This window comes from Parasaccharibacter sp. TMW 2.1888 (assembly GCF_023167265.1).
Taxonomy (GTDB): domain Bacteria; phylum Pseudomonadota; class Alphaproteobacteria; order Acetobacterales; family Acetobacteraceae; genus Bombella; species Bombella apis.
The window spans coordinates 1,246,934-1,269,415 of the sequence record NZ_CP030979.1 but is presented as its reverse complement, the minus strand read 5'-3'; the positions used below and the strand labels follow the sequence as shown (position 1 = coordinate 1,269,415).

19 protein-coding genes are annotated in these 22,482 nt (G+C 60.2%); 11 read left to right on the top strand and 8 right to left on the bottom strand.

The genetic code is table 11. The features are described from left to right. Positions 1–48: 48 nt before the first annotated feature. The 5 genes from DTQ13_RS05785 (at position 49) to DTQ13_RS05765 (ending at position 6,705) form a co-directional block, all read left to right on the top strand. Complete coding sequence (locus DTQ13_RS05785) at positions 49–504, top strand: hypothetical protein (RefSeq protein ID WP_043558645.1); 456 nt, start codon at positions 49–51, stop codon at positions 502–504. A 153-nt stretch (positions 505–657) separates the two neighbouring features. After that, on the top strand, positions 658–3,972 hold the full coding sequence (locus DTQ13_RS05780) for an efflux RND transporter permease subunit (protein WP_248460315.1): 3,315 nt from the start codon (positions 658–660) through the stop codon (positions 3,970–3,972). Positions 3,973–4,084: 112 nt separating this feature from the next. Then, complete coding sequence (petA, locus tag DTQ13_RS05775; RefSeq protein WP_248460314.1) at positions 4,085–4,756, top strand: ubiquinol-cytochrome c reductase iron-sulfur subunit; 672 nt, start codon at positions 4,085–4,087, stop codon at positions 4,754–4,756. A 15-nt stretch (positions 4,757–4,771) separates the two neighbouring features. Then, a complete protein-coding gene (locus DTQ13_RS05770; RefSeq protein WP_248460313.1) occupies positions 4,772–5,965 on the top strand; it encodes a cytochrome b N-terminal domain-containing protein in 1,194 nt (397 codons plus the stop codon). Continuing rightward, a complete protein-coding gene (locus tag DTQ13_RS05765) occupies positions 5,962–6,705 on the top strand; it encodes a cytochrome c1 (protein WP_086431723.1) in 744 nt (247 codons plus the stop codon). The genes DTQ13_RS05770 and DTQ13_RS05765 overlap by 4 nt, the downstream gene beginning before the upstream one ends. A gap of 109 nt (positions 6,706–6,814) precedes the next feature. Here the strand turns inward: DTQ13_RS05765 and DTQ13_RS05760 are convergent, their stop codons facing one another. Beyond that, the gene (locus DTQ13_RS05760; RefSeq protein ID WP_248460312.1) at positions 6,815–7,480 is read right to left on the bottom strand and encodes a DUF6998 domain-containing protein; all 666 of its coding nucleotides are present in this window, start codon (positions 7,478–7,480) and stop codon (positions 6,815–6,817) included. 285 nt (positions 7,481–7,765) lie between these two features. Further along, on the bottom strand, positions 7,766–8,815 hold the full coding sequence (locus DTQ13_RS05755; RefSeq protein ID WP_043558659.1) for an NADP(H)-dependent aldo-keto reductase: 1,050 nt from the start codon (positions 8,813–8,815) through the stop codon (positions 7,766–7,768). Between the two features lie 165 nt (positions 8,816–8,980). Here DTQ13_RS05755 and DTQ13_RS05750 point away from each other — a divergent pair, with 165 nt between their 5' ends. The 4 genes from DTQ13_RS05750 (at position 8,981) to DTQ13_RS05735 (ending at position 12,426) form a co-directional block, all read left to right on the top strand. Further along, positions 8,981–9,667, top strand: a complete 687-nt coding sequence (locus tag DTQ13_RS05750) for a response regulator transcription factor (protein WP_043558662.1) — start codon at positions 8,981–8,983, stop codon at positions 9,665–9,667. Positions 9,668–9,678: 11 nt separating this feature from the next. Beyond that, positions 9,679–11,205: a HAMP domain-containing sensor histidine kinase gene (locus DTQ13_RS05745; RefSeq protein ID WP_081562482.1), complete on the top strand. Its 1,527-nt coding sequence runs from the start codon at positions 9,679–9,681 to the stop codon at positions 11,203–11,205. A gap of 76 nt (positions 11,206–11,281) precedes the next feature. After that, positions 11,282–11,629 carry a hypothetical protein gene (locus DTQ13_RS05740; RefSeq protein WP_248460311.1) on the top strand — a complete coding sequence of 116 codons (348 nt, stop codon included), beginning with the start codon at positions 11,282–11,284 and terminating at the stop codon, positions 11,627–11,629. Then, positions 11,626–12,426, top strand: coding sequence for an SIMPL domain-containing protein (locus DTQ13_RS05735; RefSeq protein WP_103765765.1), 801 nt, complete (start codon positions 11,626–11,628; stop codon positions 12,424–12,426). Before DTQ13_RS05740 ends, DTQ13_RS05735 begins: the two co-directional genes overlap by 4 nt. Before the next feature lie 17 nt (positions 12,427–12,443). On the opposite strand, the gene DTQ13_RS05730 is transcribed toward DTQ13_RS05735, so the two are convergent. Next, entirely contained in the window at positions 12,444–13,727 is a 1,284-nt protein-coding gene (locus tag DTQ13_RS05730) for a trypsin-like peptidase domain-containing protein (protein ID WP_248460310.1), read from the bottom strand. A gap of 345 nt (positions 13,728–14,072) precedes the next feature. On the opposite strand from DTQ13_RS05730, the gene DTQ13_RS05725 reads away from it, so the two are divergent. Next, the gene (locus DTQ13_RS05725; RefSeq protein WP_248460309.1) at positions 14,073–15,140 is read left to right on the top strand and encodes a glycosyltransferase family 32 protein; all 1,068 of its coding nucleotides are present in this window, start codon (positions 14,073–14,075) and stop codon (positions 15,138–15,140) included. A gap of 68 nt (positions 15,141–15,208) precedes the next feature. Here DTQ13_RS05725 and hrpB read toward each other — a convergent pair whose 3' ends face one another. The 5 genes from hrpB to DTQ13_RS05700 form a co-directional block, all read right to left on the bottom strand. After that, positions 15,209–17,695, bottom strand: a complete 2,487-nt coding sequence (gene hrpB / locus DTQ13_RS05720) for an ATP-dependent helicase HrpB (RefSeq protein WP_248461230.1) — start codon at positions 17,693–17,695, stop codon at positions 15,209–15,211. A gap of 30 nt (positions 17,696–17,725) precedes the next feature. Next, complete coding sequence (locus DTQ13_RS05715) at positions 17,726–18,265, bottom strand: adenine phosphoribosyltransferase (protein WP_043558665.1); 540 nt, start codon at positions 18,263–18,265, stop codon at positions 17,726–17,728. A 95-nt stretch (positions 18,266–18,360) separates the two neighbouring features. Beyond that, complete coding sequence (locus DTQ13_RS05710) at positions 18,361–19,623, bottom strand: multidrug effflux MFS transporter (protein ID WP_081847659.1); 1,263 nt, start codon at positions 19,621–19,623, stop codon at positions 18,361–18,363. Continuing rightward, a complete protein-coding gene (locus DTQ13_RS05705; RefSeq protein WP_248460308.1) occupies positions 19,620–20,273 on the bottom strand; it encodes a TVP38/TMEM64 family protein in 654 nt (217 codons plus the stop codon). Before DTQ13_RS05705 ends, DTQ13_RS05710 begins: the two co-directional genes overlap by 4 nt. A 14-nt stretch (positions 20,274–20,287) precedes the next feature. After that, complete coding sequence (locus DTQ13_RS05700) at positions 20,288–20,866, bottom strand: NUDIX hydrolase (RefSeq protein WP_043558668.1); 579 nt, start codon at positions 20,864–20,866, stop codon at positions 20,288–20,290. Positions 20,867–21,140: 274 nt separating this feature from the next. On the opposite strand from DTQ13_RS05700, the gene DTQ13_RS05695 reads away from it, so the two are divergent. After that, positions 21,141–22,382, top strand: a complete 1,242-nt coding sequence (locus tag DTQ13_RS05695; RefSeq protein ID WP_086441434.1) for an MFS transporter — start codon at positions 21,141–21,143, stop codon at positions 22,380–22,382. Positions 22,383–22,482 lie beyond the last annotated feature (100 nt).

Below are 22,482 nucleotides of genomic sequence, written 5' to 3'. Positions count from 1 at the left end.
GGCTGGACAGGCAGGCAGCCTGACAGAACTGGTACAAGGAAACGCAAGATGATCCATGTCTCCGGACTACTGATGAAGCGGGCAGCCGCAGGCCTTGCTCTGGCAGCTCTGGCCTGCGGTCTGGCCATCACGCCAGCCGAGGCACACCATCACCACAGTTTCGGCCACAGCTTCGCCCGGGGGCTTGGCTTCGGCGTAGGGTCCGGTGTGGGGTACAACGTGGTTGACCGTGTCTTCAACGGCTATGGCGGAGGCGGCTATTACGATGGTGGCTACGCCATGCCCTACATGGCCCCGAGCTATGCCCCGCCGCCACCGCCACCACAGAGCACGAATGTCATCGTCATCCAGCAGCCTGCGGCTCCTCCGCCTGTACCCGGCTACCCCTACCCCGTGCCCGGCTACACCCATTTTCAGCCCGGTCAGGGATATGTCGCCCAGACGACCACATACGTACAGGGCTATGGCTATGTTCCGGCACAGCCCCAGCCCGTGACACCCTGAGCAGGCCGAACGAAAGGGGATTACTTTAACCCTTTCCTAACAAAATGGTATTACTTGAATAACCAGTAAAAACTGGTTGATTTGAGTAGGATAATATCTCTATGGAGGCACAGGTTCTGCAATAAAAAGATAAGAAAGAGTTAATAGTCAGGGATGGTCTTCTGTCGTCTTTTCATTGACCGCCCCGTGGCGACAACACTTCTGGCACTCGCCATCTTTCTGTCCGGCATGATTGCCCTGCCTTTCCTGCCCATTTCCACCATGCCGGACATGACGGCGACCTCCATCATGGTGATCGCCAACCAGCCGGGGTCGGACCCGCAGCAGATGGCCACCTCCGTCTCCACTCCACTGGAGCGGCGGCTGGCGACCATTGCAGACATCCAGACGCTGGAATCCGTCACGACCAGAGGGCAGACGTCCATCTTTCTGGATTTTTCCTCATCCCGCAACATCAATGGCGCCCTGCGGGATGTGCAGGCAGCCCTCCATGCCGCCCGAAGCGACCTGCCCACCAGCACGCTGGAAGCAGACCCGCAGGCCTTCAAGCTGGATGGCGACAAACCGATCTATCTGCTCCATCTGACATCAGACCAGCTCCCCAGGGCACAGCTTTATGACCTCGCCACCATAAGGGTCCGCCCCATACTGGCACAGATAGCCGGTGTGGGGCGTGTCGAGCTGTTCGGGGCCTCCAACCCGGCTGTCCGGGTCGAACTGAACCCCTATCCTCTCTACCGCTGGGGGCTGAACCCCGAGGATGTCCGGGCGGCGCTGGCCTCGGCCAATGCCTTCACGCCAAAGGGCTTCATCACGTCGGGCAACCAGCGCATCCAGCTCCAGACGAATGACCAGGCTACCGAGGCCGCCCATTACAGGGACCTCATCGTGGCCTACCGCAACGGGAAAAATCCCATCTACCTCAAAGACATCGCCACCGTACGGGATGACGTGCAGGACGTGTACCAAAACAGTACACTGAACGGGAAAACAGCCATCACAATCGCTGTCATCCCTCAGCCACACGCCAATGCGGTGGAGATTGTCAACGACATCGTCAGGCGTCTTCCCCGGCTCCAGCAGGCCCTGCCTGCCAGTGCGGAACTCCGCACCGGCCTGGACCTGTCCCTGACCATCCGGGCCTCGCTGGCAGATGCCAAACAGACACTGGTCATTTCCATCTTTCTGGTCGTGCTGGTCATTGCCCTCTTCTTCCGCCACATGGCCAGCACGCTCATCCCGGCCATCACCATCCCTGTCGCTCTCTCGGGGACGCTGACAGCCATGGCGTGGTTCAATTTCTCGCTGAACATCCTTTCCCTCATGGCTCTGACCATTGCAGTCGGGTTTGTCATTGATGATGCCATTGTCGTGCTGGAGAACATTGCCCGCCACATGGAAAACGGGATGAACCGCTATCAGGCCAGCATCGTCGGCACCTCCGAGATCGCCTTCACCATCATCTCCATCAGCCTGTCCCTCATCGCCGTTTTCATCCCGCTGCTCTGCATCCCCGGTACGCTTGGTTCGGCCCTTCATGAATTTGCGCTGACAATGGCTGCGACCATTGCCATCTCCATGGTCCTGTCCCTGACCCTGACGCCCATGCTCTGCGCCCATTTCCTGACGATAGAACCAGCAGGCAGCACGCCGGCCATTCCCGAAAGGCCCCGCTATTCTCCCCTGGCAGACCCTGTCTCCTGGCTTCTCTATGGTGCCATGAGGACTGTCCGTGCCGTGGAAACGGGACTTTACCACCTGACGTCGCTCTATGACCGTTCAATGCACTGGAGCCTCCGCCACCCCATCATCATCGGGCTGACCCTGCCGGGAAGCTTCCTGCTCATGGTCGGCATCATCATTCTCATGCCCAAGACGGCCATACCCTCCATGGACCTTGCCATTCTTCAGGGCAGCATCAATGGCGAACCAAGCCTCTCCTTCAAGGCCCTGACACGCCGGATGCATCAGGTGGAAAGCATCATCCAGAAAGACCCGGCCGTGCAGACCGTCGTGACCTTCAACCGCACGAGCCATACGGGGCGCATCTTCGTCACGCTCAAGGCCAAGAGCATGCGTGACAGCATCCCCGTCATCCTGGCCCGGCTGCGCAAGGCCATTCCCCAGCAGGCCGGGGCGGAGGCCTTTTTCTGGGCTCTGAACAATGGCCGCCAGGGAGGGGGCGACAGCAACACCACGGGCAATTACCGTTATGTTCTCCAGAGCGACAGCAACGGCCCCCTTTACGCCACCATGCCTCCCCTGCTGGCCCAGCTGCGGGCCAGCGGGAAGTTCCGCAACCTCTCCACCGATGCAGAGGATCTGAGCTTTTTTGCCAATGTCCTCATCCACCGTGACCTGGAAGCCCGCTACAACATCACGCCCCAGCTCGTGCAGAATGCGCTCTTCGATGCCTACGGGCAGAGCATCGTCTCCACCATCCACCTTCCCCTGACCAATCACCGGGTGGTCATGGTGGTGGCGGAACCGTTCCGGGAATATTCCAACACACTGCACCATCTCTGGCTGTCCACCTCGGCTGGTACGGCAGCAGGGGGCATTGCCTCCAACCTCATCCGGGTCAGGACCAAAGGCACGCTCAGTACCCAGGCCTCCCTCTCCCGGGATTCCGTCACCAACTCCCTGGCCAACAAGCTCTCGGGCAACAGCTCGAACGGGGCCGCCGTCTCCTCATCCCAGGAAACGATGATCCCGCTGGACAATGTTGCCAGCATTGTCAAAACGCCCATGCCGCTCAGCATCACCCACCATAATGGCTATTATGCCACGACACTCTCCTTCGATCTGGCCGAAGGCACCAGCTATGATGATGCCATCTCGCTGATACACAGGGCACTGGTGAACCTTCATGCTTCGGACAGCATTCATGGGGAGTTCACGGGGACAACCGGAGAGACGACGGACCTCATGCTCAATGCCCTGCTGGCCTTCCTGGCAGCCATCACCATCATGTACATTGCCCTCGGCGTCCTCTACGAAAGTCTCCTCCACCCCATCACCATCCTTTCCACCCTGCCGTCCGCTGGCGTGGGGGGCGTGCTGGGGCTGTGGGCCTCCGGTGAGCAATTCAGCCTTGTGGCCATCATCGGCGTCATCCTGCTGACGGGCCTCGTGAAGAAGAATGCCATCCTGGTGATCGACTTTGCCCTGCACATCCACCACCATCATCCAGACATGACAGCCGAGGAGACCATCCGCCATGCCTCTGTCACCCGCTTCCGCCCCATCCTTATGACAACACTGGCCGCAGCCCTCGGCGGTATCCCGCTGCTGATGAGCCAGGGGTATGGCTGCGAACTGCGCCGCCCTCTGGGCGTGGCCATTCTGGGCGGCATGGCCATCAGCCAGCTGCTCACCTTCTACACCACACCAGCTGTCTATCTGCTGATGGAAAAGCTGAAACACCACAGTCTGTCCCTGATGAGGCGGGTCCGGGCCGCCCTGTAAGCCTGCCCCTTATGAACCCGACAGGAAAAAACGGTCAGCCGGCCCCTCCACGGGCCAATTGCACCGCGCTGCGGCTCTTTCTATAAAAAGGGCCTGAGGAGAACGCCCGCCCATGACCCGGAACCATGATGCCAGCACGCCCCATCCATCCCTTGATGAAGAGTCCCTCCTGCCCCGCCCGACACGCCGCACGGTCCTGACGGCTGGGTCCGTGGCGCTGGGAGGGGCCGGGGCCTGTACGCTGGCCGTACCCTTTCTGGACAGTCTCCGCCGCACCCGGGCAAGCTCTGCTGCCAGCACACAGGAAGAAACGGTCCTGGATATTTCCGTACAGGACCTGGAGCCCGGTGCGCACAAGATCGTCGTCTGGCAGGGGATGCCCGTTGCCATCCAGCGCCGCACACCAGAGATGATCCGTGCGCTGGAGGACCCCGCCCTGCTCGCCCAGCTGCTGGACCCGCAATCCCGCATCCGGCAGCAGCCCCGTGAGGCTGAAAATGCCCACCGGTCCCTCCGGCCCGACTATGGCGTGTATGTCACCATCTGCACCCATCTGGGCTGCGTACCGGACTATCAGAACATCACCAGCCTGCCCGCCTCTGGCGGATTCTTCTGCCCCTGCCATGGGTCGCAGTTTGATGGAGCTGGCCGGGTCCTTCGCAACATGCCCGCCCCCTACAATCTCCCGGTTCCCCCACTCCATTTCGTGGATGACCATACAATCAGGCTGGGAGAAAGCCTTCTCTCACCCCATTACGGCATGAACAGCATCCAGCAGCTCTGAGGGACGGTCCACACGATGAACGACAACACACACCCGACCAGAAGCTGGCTCGACTCCCGCCTGCCCTTCCTGCGGCCTTTCTGCCAGCACATGACCCGCTTCCCCATGCCGCCGGTCAATCTGCTCTGGACACTTGGTGCCTGTCTGATGGTTGCTTTCGGGCTGATGGTCGTAAGCGGTCTGTTCCTCTCCCTGCATTACCAACCCGATCTCGCCCAGGCTTTCGACAGTGTGGAAGCCATGGAACGGCGGGTCCCCTCCGGCTGGCTCATCCGCAGCATCCATACAGGCGGGGTCAGCCTGCTCTTTGCTGCGCTCTATCTCCATGTCGGCCGAGGCCTCTGGTACGGGTCTTACAAAGCCCCACGGGAACTTGTCTGGCTCTCCGGCCTGTTCCTGATGCTTCTGTTCATGACGACCGCCTTTGCAGGTTATGTCCTGCCATGGGGGCAGATGTCCTATTGGGGGGCCACCGTCATCACCCATGCCGTGGAGGCCATACCCGGCATCGGTCACGGGCTGCTCGTCTATCTTCTGGGAGAAAACACGCTGGGCGGTGTGGCCCTGCACCGCTTCTTCATCCTGCATTTCACCCTTGGCTTCATCATCGCTGCGGTGGTCGGGCTCCATATACTCTGCCTGCATGGTACAGGCTCCAGCAACCCCACGCTGGACAGCCCCCACCCGGACCGCACGACCCGCCCCTTTGCTCCATTTTATGTGGTGAAGGACTGTCTGGCCGTCTGCGTGTTTCTGGCCCTGTTTGCCGGGCTGATCTTTTTCCTGCCGGGGCTGCTGGGCAAGTTGGACAACATCATCCCAGCCAATCCCCTCAAAACACCGACAGACATCACACCGGAATGGTATCTGGCCCCGTGGTTTGCCATGCTGCGGGCTGTCCCTTCCCGTCTGGGCGGGCTGATTGCAGCAGCCACCAGCCTGCTTGTCCTCTTCATCCTGCCCTGGCTGGACCAGTCCCCCCGCCATAACGCCACCTACCGCCCGCTGGCCCGGATGGGGCTGGGACTGTTCTTCATCGCCTTCATCATCCTCATTCTGGCAGGAATGAACAGAGCTACCCCCCTCTGGGTCTGGCTCAGCCGGGGCGCCATGCTGGTCTGGTTCCTCACCTTTCTGGGGCTGCTCCCTCTGGCAGCCTACAGGGAACGGCAAGCCAGTGACGCCTCCACACAGGGAGATGCACCATGATGCGTTCATGCCTCCGCCCAACGGGCATGGTTTTTCTGGCCGCCCTGTCCCTGGCCCATCTCCCCGCCACGGCCAGAGCGGATGACCCTGCCCCAACACAGGCCCCTGCCGCTGCGCAGGTGGCGGCCCCTGCAACAGTCCCGCCAACCACCATGCGCCCGGAAGAACGGGGGCTGATGATCTTCCAGCAGGTATGCAGCTCCTGCCACAGCATGGAGCGTGCCCATTATGGGGACATGATTGACCTCCAGCCCTCCGTCACGGCCCTGCAACACTGGGCACAGCAGCGTCATGCCGGGCTGGAAAGCCCCATCGCCTCCCCCTATCCCAGTGTAGCTGTAGGCAAGGCCAATAATGGCGGGGACTATCCACCGGACCTCTCCCACATTGCCCGCACCATCCGGGGCGGCCCGGACTATATCCGCCAGATGCTGGCAGGTTACCGCCCCGTTCCGCCCGGCGTCACCCTGGCACCGAATACCTATTACAACCCCATCGCCCTGACGCATCATCACAGGTTCAAGATGCGCCCCCCACTGCATGAGGGCATGATCGCCTTCCCGGACGGTACACAGGCCACCATTCCCCAGATGGCCAGCGACGTGACGGCCTTTCTCCAGTGGGCTGATGATTCCCACCGCAGCACCCGCCATTTCATCGGCACGGCCGTCCTGCTCTATCTCGCCCTGCTGGGCGGAATACTGCTTGCGCTCTGGCGGCTGCTGAAAAAAGAAGCCTGAAACGGAAAAGCCCCGCCGGAAACTTTCCAGGCGGGGTTTTCACCTGCAACAGGCCCAGCCAAAAGAAACTGTCTGCTCCATTTTTACAATCCAGACCGAATCACAAGGCTTATGATTCATTCAATTCATTAATCGTATCAATAATTTTTGAACCAAGCTGACGGGTTGGCAAAGACCGTCCATTTTCCCTGACAATACTCATGCCAATCTTCTTTGCGATGTCTCTCAAAGCAGGTTTCACAACTCTTACAGGAACACCATTTTCTTTAACCTGAATGCTCCCACTCTCATATTTCACAACTTCATATGGACCATAAACCACCTGCTTCACAGGCTTCTGCTGCTCCAATGGAACCACCTTCCTCTTACCAGGAAGACTATATTTATATGTCCCTCCCTGCTCCTTACAGAGAGATAAAAACTTCGAAGCCTCCTCATCAATAATTTCTTCTATTGAAACATCATCAACTGAAATATTATCTCCCTCAGAGAGGTCATCTCCATAATTTATACGAAGAACTACAACTCTATGAACTTGATCAAAAGTATTTTTATTAAATCTAACACTTTTACTTGTAGTTACAGTCTTGACTGAAATCTGTTCACCGGTTGCCGATACGACATCATAACCTTTTTGATTGACTGCAAGAGCCATCTGCCCGCAGGTTCTCATGGCTACATAAAGCTCACCAATACGCCCTATCAGATGATTCAACTCGCCAGGCTCTACACCCCACTGAAGTTCACTTTCCAACCATGTAAGAGCATTACCCAATGAACGGATGATCTATGTTTGGGAGAGAGACATTATACATTCCTTCAAAGTTCTACATGACAAGGCAATTTTAAATAAAAAGTTAACTTAAAAATATCTAAAAAAAAACACGACAGCACCACAAATATTGCATATCTGCTTCATGTCCCTGTCAGGCATATAAACCACCATAATGAGCATATCCCTCCGCAACAGGCCATGCCTTTATGACGAAGACATGGTCTGTTGTACGTCACTGAATAGCCTAGTATGTCAGTTTTTGTCATAAGCCATCAGAAAATACTTTCAGGGAGCCGGGTTGGCGTTCAGCTGGTGGATGGCGTTGATCTTCTCTTCCAGCTCCGGCGTGATCTCCACCTGAATGGAGGTCAGAGCCGTCTCAAGCTGTTCCATCGTCGTGGCACCGATGATATTGGATGTCACGAACGGGCGTGACGTGACGAACGCAATGGCCATCTGGGCGAAATCAAGCCCGGATTCCTTCGCCAGAGCCTGATAGGCCCGGATGGCATCATCCACACCCGGCTTTTCATAACGCTGGCCCCGGTTGAACAGGGTCGTCCGGGCTCCCGGCGGGCGGGCACCATCCAGATATTTGCCGGTCAAATAGCCCTGCGCCAGAGGGGAATAGGCCAGCAGGCCGACATCTTCCCGCAGACCCATCTCGGCCAGACCGATCTCATAGGTCCGGTTCAGCAGATTGTAGGCATTCTGGATGGAAGCAATGCGAGGCTGCTTTTCCTCCCGGGAAACACGCAGGAACTCGGACACGCCCCAGGCGGTCTCATTGGAGAGACCGACATGACGGACCTTGCCTTCCTTCACCAGCTCACCCAGAGCGCCCAGTGTCTCGGCAATCGGTACCTCATCAGCATCGGAGAGCGTGCGGAAGGTCGTGCCGCCCTCACCAAAGATGTTCACCACCCGGTCCGGCCAGTGCAGCTGGTAAAGGTCCAGATAATCAGTGTTCAGCCGCTTCAGGGACTCATCAATGGCATAACGTATCTGTGCCGGTGTCAGACGTGGCTTTTCACCATCGGGGCGAAACCAGTCATTCTGGCTGCGTCCAACAACCTTGCTGGCAAGGATGACCTTGTCCCGGTTGCCACGGGCCTTCAGCCAGCTTCCCACGATCCGCTCGGTCGAACCCTGCGTCTCCGCACGCGGTGGAATCGAATAAAGTTCAGCCGTGTCGATGAAATTTACGCCATGTTCAAGCGCCATATCGAGCTGGGCATGACCCTCTGCCTCGGTATTCTGCTGGCCGAACGTCATGGTGCCAAGGCAGAGCTCACTCACCTTCAGGCCAGTCCGTCCCAGTGTTCTGTACTGCATGGGCATTCCTTCCTGTCATGGTCACTATATGGCGGGCATCCTGACATGCCCGTAATGTAGGGCCCGACCACCAGGCAAGGGCCTGCTTCCCTTTTGCCCCGGCTTGCCGCTATCCTGCCCCACAACGATACACCACGCAGCATATCAGGAAAACAGGCAGGACCAATGCGTATTCTACTGGTTGAGGATGATCCGACTGTCCGCTCCTTTGTCCTCAAGGGGCTGAAAGAAGCTGGCCATAACGTGGACCAGGCCGACAACGGCAAGGATGGGCTGTATCTGGCCATTGGCGAGAAATACGACATCATCATCCTCGACAGGATGCTCCCCGGTGGCATTGACGGACTGAACATCCTTGAAACCCTGCGTGGCCAGAAGAACAACACCCCCGTGCTGCTGCTCTCCGCTCTTTCCGACGTGGATGACAGGGTGGATGGGCTGCGGGCCGGCGGGGATGATTATGTCACGAAGCCTTTCGCCTTCTCCGAGCTTCTGGCCCGTGTGGAAGCCCTGGGGCGCCGGGGCCACAATGAATCCGCCCCGGAAACATCCCTGACCGTAGGCGACCTGACGCTGGACCTCCTCTCCCGCGAAGTCCGCCGTGATGGGCAGAAAATCGATCTCCAGCCCCGTGAATTCCGCCTTCTGGAGTTTCTCGTCCGCCATGCGGGGCAGGTTGTCACCCGGACGATGCTGCTGGAGAAAGTCTGGGACTATCACTTCGACCCGCAGACGAACGTGATTGATGTCCATGTCTCCCGCCTGCGCCAGAAAGTGGACAAGCCGTTTGAGACGGCCATCATCCACACGGTCCGCAATGCAGGCTATATCCTCCGCCCCACGCAGGACTGACAGCCAACACCATGGCAGAGGAAAGGACACCCCTATACCGCCGTCTGTCCCGCCGCCACCTGTTCCGACTCCCTCTCCTCCACAGCCGGAACGGAAAACGGCGCTGGCCCATCCGCTCGGCGGGCATCAATTTTGCTCTGGGCTATGGTGTCCTGTTTCTCATTTCGGCCACGCTATTTCTCTCCTTCATCTGGTGGAGCAGCACAAACCTGCTGAACGACCATGTCCGTGCCTTCATTGAGACGGATGCGCAGGAACTCCGGCACCGCTGGGGGCACGGCGGGGCCCCCGCCCTGAGTGAGGCCATCAATGACAGGCTGGAACAGAACATTGATGATGACGCCCTCTATCTGCTGATAGACCGCCATGGGCGGCGAATGGCGGGCAACCTGCCGGGCTGGCCGGTGGCCGTCAAAAAGATGAACCACTTTTACGAGCTGACCATCCGCCGCTACACCTTCACGACGCCTGCCCAGTTCAAGGCCTATACCCTGCCGCATGGCTTCAAGCTGATTGTCGGGCACGACATACGGGGCCGCACCCTCCTCAGCACTGTCATCACCCGCACGCTCATCTGGTGTGCCGTCATGATCTCCCTGCTGGCCGTGGGCGGCGCCCTGGTGGTACGGGACCTCTTCCGCCGCATGGTTGGCTCCATCGCCCGTACAGCCTCTGCCGTAGCCAATGGCGACCTCAACCACCGCATCGCCCTGACAGGCAGTGAAACCGATCTCGTCGCCGAAACGGTCAATACCATGCTGGACAGGATCAACCGGCTGATGGAGGGCGTCCGCCAGGTCTCCAACGCCATTGCGCATGACCTGCGCACCCCCATAACCCGGGCCCGCAACCAGCTGGAAGAAGCTTTCTTCTCTGCCACCTCACCCGATGAACTGCGCACGGCCGTGGACAGGGCCATCGGGGACCTGGACCACATTACCGGCATCTTCGAGGCCCTCCTCCGGATCGCCCAGATAGAAGCAGGAGCACGCCGCTCGGCCTTCACGACCGTCAACCTCAACCAGCTCCTGTCCAACATGGCTGAACTCTACGAAGCCTCGGCCGAGGATGCCGGGCTGAGCCTGGCACTGGATGTCACCCCTCTGCCCTCCCTGTTTGGTGATGAAAGAATGCTCCAGCAGGCACTGGCCAACCTGCTGGACAATGCCATAAAATTCTCCCCACCAAACAGTACGCTGACCCTCAGCGCCCATCCCGTCATGGCCGGAACAGCCCCGGGTAGCGGCGCAGAGAAAAAACCACAGGGACTCGAGATCAGCGTCCGGGATCAGGGGCCGGGAATGAATGATGCCGACATACTGCGCGCCCACGAGCGCTTCTTCCGGGCTGAAAGCGCCCGCAACACGCCAGGCTCCGGCCTTGGCCTCTCTCTGGTACAGGCCGTCACCAGCCTGCATCATGGCCGTCTGACCCTTACCCAGGCCAATCCCGGCCTGAAAGTCACACTCTTCCTGCCCCTTCTGCCAGAAGCAGAACGGACCGGCAGAAGCACCACTCCGGCGGAAACCACACCATGAGACACCGTCCCGTCAGGCCTGTTACCAAATCTTCATTCCTCGCCCATCTTCCGGGCAAACAAGCTGTGATAGTCTGATGACCATACGCACCGTTTTCTTCCTCACTGTCCTTCTCCTGCTGGCCCAGATGCCGCTCCGGCCGGGGCACGCCTGGGGGTCACTGCTGCCGGAAGAAGAACCCTCCACCCCTGCGCAGGACCTTGTCATCACCAGCGACAGCCAGGCTTACTGCGCCCAGCTCAGCGAGCATCTGGCAGAAAAGATGCGCATGCCTCATGATGTTCCCGTCGGGGCCATGGATGATGCACGGCATCTTCAGGAAGAAGGGCAGGAACTCTGCCAGCAGAACCACATACGGGCGGGCATAGGCCGCCTGCGGCGCGCACTTGTTCTGCTGAAAAATCAGGAAGGCTCCCACCAATGACCCTCCATCGTTCGCTGAAATTCACGGGCCTGACTGCACTGGCCACCGGGTGTCTGCTAGGCAGCGTGGCCATGGCAGCTCCCCCAGCACCAACCATCCCCGATGGCGAACCCCCTGCCATGATCCCGCCAGAGCCGCCACACCCACATGGTACGCTGCTCGCCTTTGCCGTTTCTGATGAAGCACAGGCAAAGGCAGATACGCTCTCCATACGCTTTTCAGCCAGAACGGAGGGCAGTTCTCCCACCGGCACCCAGCAGCACCTCAACCAGCTTGTCAGCAGTGCCATGGCCATCCTGAAAGATCAGCCGGACGTGAAAAGTACGGCGGAGACTTACACGGTCGGGCAGGAATATGGTCCTCATGACAAACGCAGCTGGGTTGCCCGCCAGAGCCTGACCCTGAGCAGCCAGAACCGTGACGGCCTGCTTGCTCTGGCCGAAAAACTTCAGAAACTGGGGCTGGGCCTTGAGGACATGCAATGGACTCTCAACCCCGAGACCCGTGAAAAGCTGGAAAAGCAGGCCCGTCTGGGGGCCCTGAAAAAGCTCCGCCAGCAGGCCGAGGAAGATGCCGCCGCTCTGGGCCAGACCCTGATTGGTCTGGAACGTGTGCGTATCGGGAGCCACGGCGCAGATGGTTTTGAACCGCTCCACCCCGCAGGCCCAATGCTCATGATGGCCGAAGCCCGCAGCTCTGCCGCAGCACCGGAGAGCACGGCAGAAATGCAGACCGTCCGTGTCACCGTCAGCGCCCAGGCCCGTCTGGCAGACAGGGAACCCCCGACTGCACCCTGATGGAGGGGCAGCCAGCCCTAGAAAACCGTCGTGGGGCGCTTGCCCAGCGCAACCGGGAGGGTGATGATCTTGCCCTCCCGCCTTATGGTGAAATTGAAAACCGTCCCGGGATGGGCTGCCGCAACACTGCGCAACACCGTCCGGGCATCATGCACCGGGATGTTGCCAATCGCCAGGATGGCATCCTTCTTCCGCAGGCCTCCCCGCCATGCCGCTCCGTGAGGATCCACATCCTCCACCCACATGGGGAAACTGGAATCGTTGAGCGTCACACCCAGCCAGCCATGTTCCACATGGCCCGTCTGGCGGATGGCCTCCACGACAGGCGCCACGATTTCCGACGGAATACCAAAGCCAATCCCCACGGAACCATCACTGGGGGACGCAATGGCGGCGTTCATTGCCACGACCTGCCCCTGGAGATTGAAAGCAGGCCCACCAGAATTGCCCGGATTGATGGGGGCATCCAGCTGCATGAAGTCATCCAGCGCCCCACTGCCCAGATCACGTCCGACAGCAGAAACAATGCCTGCCGTCACTGACGACCCGAACCCGAACGGATTGCCTGCCACAAGTATCCAGTCCCCGATTTCCACCTGCCGGCTGTCCCCCCAGGAAACGCAGGGCAGCGGTGTCGGGCTATCCACCTTGATGACGGCAATATCCGTCATCGGGTCATCCCCCAGGCTGTGGGCGGGCAGGGAGCGGCCGTCAGACAGGGACACCATGATCCTCGTGGCGTGGCCGATGACATGCCGGTTCGTCACGATGATGCCAGAAGCATCCACCACGAAACCGGATCCCGCCCCTGTCAGCTCGTCATCAGCCGGATGCAGCATGTGATGCCCCTTGCCCGGCACATGATGCCGGAGACGATGCTTCTTCCGGGGGGCCGGTGAAGCGCGGCGCTGCTCCTGGCTGGCAGGCGGAGAGGCCGTATCAGGCTCTCCCTCATCATCCTCATCCGCCGAGGATGACGCATGAGAGATTGAAATATTCACCACCGCCGGAATGACCTGATGGACCAGAGGCGCAAAACTGGGCAGATTCAACGCCTCCCGCAAAGCGGGCGCTTCATGGTTCACACCCACGGGCAGGGCCCCCACCGGTGTGGCAGCAGGCGGCAGCACAAGCGGAGACGATACCGGGACAGGCGGATGACGGACCGCCTTATACAGGCTCGTATTCTTTATCGGCTCGGGAACCTTTTCCCCACCAGGCACCCACCACAGGCATACGCCCGCAGCCACCATGCTCCCCACGGCCGCCGGCAGCAGGACAGACCAGACCAAGTGCCTCATAACCGGCTGCATTCACATGCGCTCCCCTCACTGCGGCACGGCTGCCGCAATGTCTCTTCAAGTCTTCCACTCCCTACCACACTCCATCCCGTTTGAAAGCACCTTCCTGACCTTCAGGCTGTACCACATATCAGCCCACCCCAGCAGAAAACACCCCGTCTCCACCTTGCAAAATACTTGCAGGGACCCGGTCTCCGTGGCAGTTTACTTTTCTTTCATTTTCAGGGCAGGTAGGGCAGGTCAGGAAAGACCCAGCATTCAGACAGCACGGGCTGAAAACAGCCATGCCCCCCACCTCCTGAAGACCTGAAAAAGACATGCCGGATGCGCCAGAAGGACGGATACATGACAGCCCACAGCGAACGTAATGCAATTACCCTGCATCACCCGATTTTCGTGACGTATTTCTTTACGGTTCTCATCATCCAGAATGATGAGTTCAGGCATGTCGATTTCTGCGACATCGAACATTACAGGGCCTGCCTCCCCACCCATGAACAGCTGACGGCACATGGCATCACCGTCCTGAACCCGAAGGATGATACGTTCGTCCTGCTGAAAGACGGCAATTTCCTGTCCGCCCGCCCCGAAGGCACCTTCGGCTTCGCCAACAAGGCCAACTGGTGGGAAGAGTTCAGACGCCTCTCGAGCATTCCATTCAAATTCGTTCAGGAAAAACCTTTTTCTCCCCATATACCGCACATCATCCACCAGACAGACAATGCCCTTCACCCGGAAACAGGCTATCTTGAAAACATAACGTCCCTGAAAACAATGAATAAGGACTGGGAGTACCGGTATTATTCAGAAAAAGACCGCATTGACTTCATCCATACCCATTATGGATGGGACGTGCTGAGTGTCTATCTGCGGCTGAACCGCCTCTATGGCGCAGCACAGGCGGATTTTTTCAGATATCTCTGCCTGTATCAGCATGGCGGCGTCTATCTGGACATGAAATCGGGCAGCAGCCGGCCATTATCCTCCATTATCCGTGATGACGACCAGTTCATCATTTCACAATGGGACTGGAGCCTGCCCCAATACTTCGAATGGGGCAAAAAAGCCGAACTTTCCCACATTGAAGGGGGCGAATTCCCCATATGGTGTCTCATCTGTGCGCCAGGTCATCCTCTTATGGCCAAGGTCATCAACCAGCTGATCGCCAACATCTTCCTTTACACGCCCAACCTGCACAGCACGGGCAGCGTGGCAACACTGAAAGTGACCGGCCCCATCCTGTTCACAAGAGTCGTCTTCAACAACCTGAACAAATTCGACATCAGGATGGAAAACATTCTGGCGAAGGGCCTCAATCCCCACATGGTGAAGAACATTTACCGCAAGGACCAATATCACGAGCAGGTCCTGCCCCTCGTCATACAATCCACCCGTGTAGGCGATACCATATGATGGCTTCTCCTCCCCGAAGCAGTACATGCTCGAACCACCGGGGACAGAAAACCGGAGACTGAACGGCCTCAAGCCTCCTCGGCGGGATTTTCGGGCCATTTATGTCTGGGGTAGCGCCCCCGCATGTCCCGCCGCATGTCCAGCCAGCCTGACGTCCAGAACTGGGCAAGGTCCGCCGTCACGGCCTGTGGCCGTCCGGCAGGGGACAGCAGGGTAGCATGGAGCGGCACCCGGCCACCTGCCAGCTGCGGCAGGGCCGTGGTGCCATAAAAGTCCTGCGCCCGGGCAGAAAGGGATGGCACGACCGTCGTGTAATCAATGCGCCTGCGCCCGACCTTCAGAGCCACATGGGACGGAAGCTGGCGGTCCAGCTCCTGCCTGTCCTCATAGGACAGACGGCTGGCCAGAATGGCCACAAGGTCCAGCTCCTGAATCTGTGTGAGCCGGTCCAGTCCCGCAAGCCACGGTTCCAGCCACTCCATGTCCTCGGCCAGAGCCTCGTCAGACAGATCAGGCAGATGGGGCGCATAATGCGTCCGGGCCAGAGCGACACGGGCCTGAAACTGGCGGGCCGCCGCCGACCAGTCCAGATGCCGGGCCAGATCAGACCGCACCTTCGCCAGAAGGGCCACCGTGATGTCTTCCGCCTCGGGGGGGACATTACGATCCTTCAGCACCAGATTGCCCAGCCGCAGCCTCTGCCGGACAATAACCTTGCCCGATGTACCATCAAGGGCCGGTTCCCGCTGTTCCTTCAGGCTGGCCTGTACGGAATCGGGCAGGGTCTCCAGCGTGACCGGAGCCGCAAGGGTCATGTCCGTCCCCTTGCGGACATGGAAGGCCGCCCCAGCCAGAAGGTCCTCCCGCACCAGCGGGTCTGTCGCCCCCAAGCGGGCACTGCCACCTCCTGCCAGACGGTACCGTCCATCGGCACTGGTCCGCTGTGCCAGACGGTCAGGGAACCCCGCCGCCACCAGACGTCCCGCGACGTGACCCGTCAGCCCATCGCTCACGAGGTCCGCAAGACCATCCTGCCCTGTCCCCTGCCCGGCCCGGCGCAGGAACCGCCCCGCAGCATGGCGGAGCTGCCGCAACACATGCCTGGGAACACGGGCATCATCCTGCATGAAGAGTTTCAGACGCAGCCGGAGGTCAGCGGAGGCCTCTCCTCCCCGGCCCCCACGGCCGCCCAGCGGATCACGTTCTTCCAGAAGGGCCGCCAGACAGGCCGCCACGGCCATCTCCTCCACCGTCCGGGCAGCGCAGAGCATCGCAGCCAGCCGGGGATGCGTACCAAACCCGACCATCCGCTGCCCCAGAGCCGTCAGCTCCCGCTGACCATCCAGAGCCCCCAGAAACTGGAGAAGGGACTGCGCTGCGGCCAGTCCCCCCTCCGGGGCTGGCTCGATGAGCGGCAGAGCCGCCGGGGCCGTGCCCATCGCCTGCTGCCAGGCTGCCGTCACGAGGGCAAAATCACACAGGTCCGCCTCCCTTATGGCGGGGACTTCCTGCACAATCAGGCTACGCTGGGTCATTTCAGACCAGAGACGGATGGCAATACCGGGAGCCTGACGCCCCGCACGGCCTGCCCTCTGTTCCGCCGTTGCCCGGGAAATGCGCCGTGTATGAAGGCGGGGCAGCCCCGTACCGGCATCACGCTGGGGCAGACGCCGCCAGCCACCATCCACCACCACACGCACACCGGGAACCGTCACGGACGTTTCAGCAATGGATGTCGCCAGCACGATACGCCGCCCGGACTCCGGAGCCAGCGCACGGGCCTGATCCTCCACCGACTGCTCCCCGTACAGAGGATGGACAGGCACCCGGTCCCCAAGAAGTCCCTGAAGACTGGCCTGCGCCCTGCGGATTTCTCCCACCCCGGGCAGGAACGCCAGAATGGAGCCCTCTTCCTCCCGCCAGGCCTGTGCCACGGCCTGGACACAGCTCTCCGGCAGATCACGCAGATGGGCAATGTCCCGCCGGTAGCGGACCTCCACCGGGTGCTGCCGTCCGTCACTCTCGATCAGCGGGGCCTGAAGGGCGGTCGTGAAAATGCCCGCATCCAGCGTGGCCGACATGGCCACGAGCCGCAGCTCCGGCCGCAGGCTCTGCTGCATGTCCCGGCAGAACCCCAGAGCCGTGTCGCCATCCAGTGACCGCTCATGCACTTCATCAAACAGGACGGCAGATACGCCATCCAGCAGGGGGTCTGCCAGCAGACGGCGGACCAGCAGACCCTCCGTGACGACCTCAATGCGGGTCCGGGCCGAAACGGCACTGTCGATGCGGGTGCGATAGCCGATCACCCCGCCGGGGGCTTCACCCCGCAAGGCCGCCATGCGCTGGGCCGCTCCCCGCACGGCCACACGCCGTGGCTCCACAAGCAGGATACGGCCATCCCCCAGCCAGCCAGGCGCAGCCTCCAGCAGAAAAGGCGGCACGGCCGTAGTCTTTCCGGCACCCGGCGGCGCCACAAGCACAGCATTGGAGCCAGCAGCCAGTGCCTCCAGCAAAGCCGGCAGGACCGCCGTCACGGGCAGGGAATCCGACATCATGCTGCCTCCTGTAGGCCCTGTCCCGGCTCAGTCCTCGTATGTCAGAAGGGACGTGACCGGCACGTCAACCTTTCCACGGCCTCCCAGAGCCAGCAGCTCGATCATCACGGAAGCTCCGACAACCTCGGCCCCAGCCTTGCGCAGAAGGTCGATGGAAGCAGCCAGCGTACCGCCGGTTGCCAGAAGATCATCCAGCACCACCACACGCTGGCCGGGACGGACGGCATCCGCCTGGATGTGCAGCTCATCCTCACCATATTCGAGGCTGTATCTGTGGGAAATGGTCTTGCCCGGCAGCTTGCCCGGCTTGCGCAGCATGGTGAAACCACAGCCGAGGCGGGTTGCCAGCGGAGCTGCCGTGAGGAAGCCACGGCTCTCGATCCCTGCCAGAAGGTCTGGCTGGAAGCGGGCCACCGCCTGCGCCAGACGCCCCGTAGCCACCTGCCACGCTTCCGGATTCCGGATCAGGGTGGAAATGTCATAAAACAGGATGCCCGGTTTCGGAAAATCCGGAACTTCACGGATATACTGTTTCAAATCCAACGGAGCAGGGTCTTCAAAGGACATGGCAGGCCTTCACATTGCAGGTCATGATATGCACGAAGCCCCCCTTATAGGCCCTTGTGCCGTCCTTTTGAAAGGGAAGGCTCTCCTTGCTGCCATCAGGGAGCCATGCGGGCAAACAGGATCATGAGGAGGAAAGCCGCCAGCAGCATTCCCCCCATCGGGATCGCCGTACCCACCGGCAGCCATGAGAACATGACACTGGCCAGAATACCGAACACATACTGCCCCGTCCCCGCCAGAGCGGTAGCAACACCGGCATTGCGCCCCTGTGTCAGCAGGGCACCGGCCATGGCATTGGGGCCAATGCATCCCCCCGGCCCCAGCGCACAGAGCATCGCCCCGAACAGTGGCCAGAGATAGATGTGCCTGAGATGCCCTGCCGCATCGACATCCAGTGCAGACCAGATGGCCAGCCCCAGCAGCACGACCGCCCCGACGCAGCTGATGGCAAGCCCGGCCCGAAGAAGGGTCCGGCTGTGATAGTAGTTCAGCAACCAGGCATTGATCTGGGACGAACCGATCATGCACACCGCCATCACACCAAACAGCACGCCATACTGGAACGGCGTGAACGCATACACGCTCTCGAAGAGGAAGGGTGCAGCCGTCAGGTAGGTGAAAATGACGAATCCCTGCACCATCCAGATGAGCGCATTGAAGCGGTAGTTCCTGTCCTTCAGGGTCTGCCCATACCGGACGATAATGGGCCAGAGACGCATGGGGTGACGGTCTTCGCCATCCAGTGTTTCTGGCAGGAAAAGGAAGACCGCCAGCAGCCCCACTACACCATAAAGGGACGTTGCCCAGAAAATGTCCCGCCAGCTGATGAACTGGAGAGCAAAACCACCCAGAGCCGGCGCCAGAATGGGCACGACACCCTGTATGAGAATAAGGCGGGACATCATCTTCGCCGTGGCGTCACCGACTGTCAGGTCCCTGACGCAGGCATTGGGCACCACGAGGCTGGCAGCCCCCATCAGGGCAGCAAAAGCCCGGAAGAAACAGAGCATGGGCATGGAGGTCGAAAGGGCACAGCCTGCTGCGGCCAGAGCATAGAACAGGGTACCCACAAGCAGCGGACGACGACGACCAAAGCGGTCCGTCACCGGCCCGACAATGATCTGCCCGATGGCCAGCCCCGCCACCCAGGCCGCCATCGTCAGGCTGCCCGTTCCCGGTGCGGAACCAAGCTGCTGCTCCATCTCTGGCAGGGCCGGCAGATAGATATCTGTCGAGACAGGGCCAACCGCCGTCAGCGTTCCCAGAAGGATCGGCAGCCAGAAAGGCATCTTCCCACCCTTGATAAGCGGTTTGCCAATCAGGGCATGTTCAAAAAAGCCATGCTGTGACGTCTTCATGCTCCGCTATCCTGCCTTTCCCATCTCATCTCTTTGTGAAACCCGCGTAATACCCAGCCTCCCAACACGGCGGAAAGAAGTGCCAGCACGGCGGCGGTAACCAGTGCCCAGCCATGGCGTAGTTCTACACTCCTGCCAGCCAGAAGAAAAACCAGATTCTGGGGCAACCCTCCCAGCATGGTCGCCAGCAGGAACCGGCCAACTGCAAGCCCCGCCATGCCAGACGAGACCGATACCAGGAGGGCAGACCCGACCGGCAGCAGCCGGGCACAGGCCACCATGCGGAATGGAGCCCGCTGTCCAGCCCGGATGAACCACGGCACGTAAACCGCCCTGACCGGGCATTTCCACCGCCAGAGCCGCCCCCAGCCATAGCCCAGCAGGGCACCGGCCCCATAGGCCAGGCTGGCCTCCACCACCCCGATGCCAATGCCAAACCCCGCTCCCAGCACGAAACAGAGTGCCTGCCGGGGCAGACCAAAAGCACAATACAGCACGGCCAGCGGCAGGACCCGCAGGGCCGCATAAGGCTGCCCGGCCCACTCCCGCATCAGTCCCAGCCCATGCTGGATGGCCGGAATCCGCCACAAAAGCAGCGGCCCTCCCACCAGAAGCAGGACCAGAAGAGCGGGGCGGACTGCCGCCCGCAACGGAACGGGACTCCTCAGAGCAGACCCCGGGCCCGTATCTGGGCATAGGCGGCCAGCGTAACCATGCAGGTCATCTCCCCTTCCACGATCATGCGCTCAAACTCGGCAAGCGGGATGTCTTTCACCTTCATGTCGGCTTCCGTCGCTTCCCGCTCGGCCTCACCACGGACAAGATTCCGGGCCAGAAAAACATGCCCCATCTGCGTGGAGTATCCAGCTCCCTGATACAGTGTCCCTGCATGGATCAACTCACCGGCACGCAGGCCCGTTTCCTCCCGCAGCTCACCAAGGGCAAGCTCCGTGGCATCTGCATCCGGCCGTGTCTCCCACATGCCCATGGGGAACTCCCAGAGCCGCTTTCCCACCGGGTAGCGGAACTGCTGGACCAGTGTCAGGCGACCATCAGCATGCATGGGCATGATGACGGCAAACGTCCCCCGTTCGACAACGCCGTACAGACCCTTCCTGCCACCAGGATGGATGATCCTGTCTTCCCGCACCGCAGTCCATGGGTTTTCATAAACCATCTCGGAAGAAAGAATCTGGTAGCCTGCATCCTCACAGGCTTTCTTTACCGCATCATCAATCATCATCGGCTCCTTCGCAGCAATGGCCGGTCGCTCATCATCGTGATCAGGCCGCCCTGTATCATGGTGAAGAAGAAAAAGTGAAACGCTTTACCCCAACCAGCCAGATATCATCCTACTGATATCCCTGCATGGCAGCCATTCATAACTATGCAAGCTGGGCAAATCATTGCCCCGTGACGCAAAAGGCTTTCTCACCTATGGTCGATAACCAAGAAAGGCTGTGCCGGTTACAGTTACCAGGTGGGCACGGCTTGCGGAAACTGCAAAGGGGACGCCCATGTCTGATGAAGACGCAACCTATACGTGCTCGCCGACCATGCGGGTCATGCCCGTAGTCCTGTTCAACCTCCTTGTCTATTTTGTCATCGGGCTGCCCAATGCCATCATTGGTGCCCAGTTCGTGCACAACACGCTGGGTTTCAGCACAGCCATTGCCGCCAGCACCATCTCCCTGCAGTACATCGGTACCGCCATGGGGCGTGTGATCGTCGGTCATCGCATTGACGTGCATGGCCCCAAGGCCATTCTGCGGTATGGTCTCATCTTCTGCACCATCTCCGGCCTGCTGATGTGCCTTGCGGCTCTGATCCCCAGCTTCATGGGCCTGAATGACACGTCCCGCTATGTGGCCCTGGGCATTGCCCTCATCAGCCGTCTCTTCATCGGCTGGTCCGAGAGCTGCACCTCCACCTCCGTCACGACATGGAACCTGCGCCGCGTCGGCCCTGCGCACTCCTCCGTCGCCATCTCCTGGAACGGTGTCACCTCCTACGGTGGTATCGCCGTTGGCGTGACCGTCGGCCAGTTCCTCAGCGGCCTCCTGCCGAACATCCGGCTGCTGCCCGTCGGCATTTTTGCCACCCTGCTGGGTATTGGCGGCATCATCCTGCTGACCTTCTACAAAGCCATCAAGCCGCTGCCGAGCAAAGGCAAGCCGATGTCCTTCGCCCTCGCCGTCAAGAAAGTGCTGCCGTATGGTGCCGCTCTGGCTGCCGGGTCTGTCGGCTTTGGTACGGTCAACAGCTTCCTGGCCCTGTATTACACGGATAACCACTGGACTGGCCTGGGTGTGGCCTTCGGCGTTTTCGCTGCCTGCTTCATCTTCATGCGTATTTTCGTCTCCGGCCAGATCGACAAGCATGGCGGTGTGCCGATCGCTTACATGTCCCTGGTGACGGAAGCCATTGCCATGGCCGTCTTCTGCCTGGTGCACAACCCCACGGGTGGCCTGATCGGTGCTGCACTGACGGGTGCGGGCTTCTCCCTGCTCTTCCCCGCCATGGGCACCATGGCCGTCCGTACCGATGGGCCGGAGTTCCACGGTATCCTGATCGCCGCCTACTCCATCTTCACCGACCTGACCATCGTGATTTCCAGCTGGTTCATGGGCGGTCTGCGTGACCACATGGGCTGGGGTGTCATGTTTGCCGTGGCTGGTGTGCTCTGCGTCAGTGGTATCGCCTTCAGTGCCATCTTCTCCCGTATTCCGGGATGTGGTGTGCCGAAAAACGCTGCCTGACCAACAGCCACCTGCTGGGTGGGGGCCTTTCCCGGTTCCTCCCCAGCGGGGCTGCCAGTTGCCAGAATGCCGGGCACAGTCTTCTCTGCCCGGCATTTTT

What these genes read in the sequence shown, in the direction of transcription:
- DTQ13_RS05755 (WP_043558659.1), bottom strand. Translation starts at nt 8,815, where the DNA reads ATGCAGTACAGAACACTGGGACGGACTGGCCTGAAGGTGAGTGAGCTC.
- DTQ13_RS05770 (WP_248460313.1), top strand. Translation starts at nt 4,772, where the DNA reads ATGAACGACAACACACACCCGACCAGAAGCTGGCTCGACTCCCGCCTG.
- petA (WP_248460314.1), top strand. Translation starts at nt 4,085, where the DNA reads ATGACCCGGAACCATGATGCCAGCACGCCCCATCCATCCCTTGATGAA.
- DTQ13_RS05730 (WP_248460310.1), bottom strand. Translation starts at nt 13,727, where the DNA reads ATGAGGCACTTGGTCTGGTCTGTCCTGCTGCCGGCGGCCGTGGGGAGC.
- DTQ13_RS05740 (WP_248460311.1), top strand. Translation starts at nt 11,282, where the DNA reads ATGACCATACGCACCGTTTTCTTCCTCACTGTCCTTCTCCTGCTGGCC.
- DTQ13_RS05785 (WP_043558645.1), top strand. Translation starts at nt 49, where the DNA reads ATGATCCATGTCTCCGGACTACTGATGAAGCGGGCAGCCGCAGGCCTT.
- DTQ13_RS05695 (WP_086441434.1), top strand. Translation starts at nt 21,141, where the DNA reads ATGTCTGATGAAGACGCAACCTATACGTGCTCGCCGACCATGCGGGTC.
- DTQ13_RS05725 (WP_248460309.1), top strand. Translation starts at nt 14,073, where the DNA reads ATGACAGCCCACAGCGAACGTAATGCAATTACCCTGCATCACCCGATT.
- hrpB (WP_248461230.1), bottom strand. Translation starts at nt 17,695, where the DNA reads ATGTCGGATTCCCTGCCCGTGACGGCGGTCCTGCCGGCTTTGCTGGAG.
- DTQ13_RS05735 (WP_103765765.1), top strand. Translation starts at nt 11,626, where the DNA reads ATGACCCTCCATCGTTCGCTGAAATTCACGGGCCTGACTGCACTGGCC.
- DTQ13_RS05750 (WP_043558662.1), top strand. Translation starts at nt 8,981, where the DNA reads ATGCGTATTCTACTGGTTGAGGATGATCCGACTGTCCGCTCCTTTGTC.
- DTQ13_RS05700 (WP_043558668.1), bottom strand. Translation starts at nt 20,866, where the DNA reads ATGATGATTGATGATGCGGTAAAGAAAGCCTGTGAGGATGCAGGCTAC.
- DTQ13_RS05780 (WP_248460315.1), top strand. Translation starts at nt 658, where the DNA reads ATGGTCTTCTGTCGTCTTTTCATTGACCGCCCCGTGGCGACAACACTT.
- DTQ13_RS05715 (WP_043558665.1), bottom strand. Translation starts at nt 18,265, where the DNA reads ATGTCCTTTGAAGACCCTGCTCCGTTGGATTTGAAACAGTATATCCGT.
- DTQ13_RS05710 (WP_081847659.1), bottom strand. Translation starts at nt 19,623, where the DNA reads ATGAAGACGTCACAGCATGGCTTTTTTGAACATGCCCTGATTGGCAAA.
- DTQ13_RS05745 (WP_081562482.1), top strand. Translation starts at nt 9,679, where the DNA reads ATGGCAGAGGAAAGGACACCCCTATACCGCCGTCTGTCCCGCCGCCAC.
- DTQ13_RS05765 (WP_086431723.1), top strand. Translation starts at nt 5,962, where the DNA reads ATGATGCGTTCATGCCTCCGCCCAACGGGCATGGTTTTTCTGGCCGCC.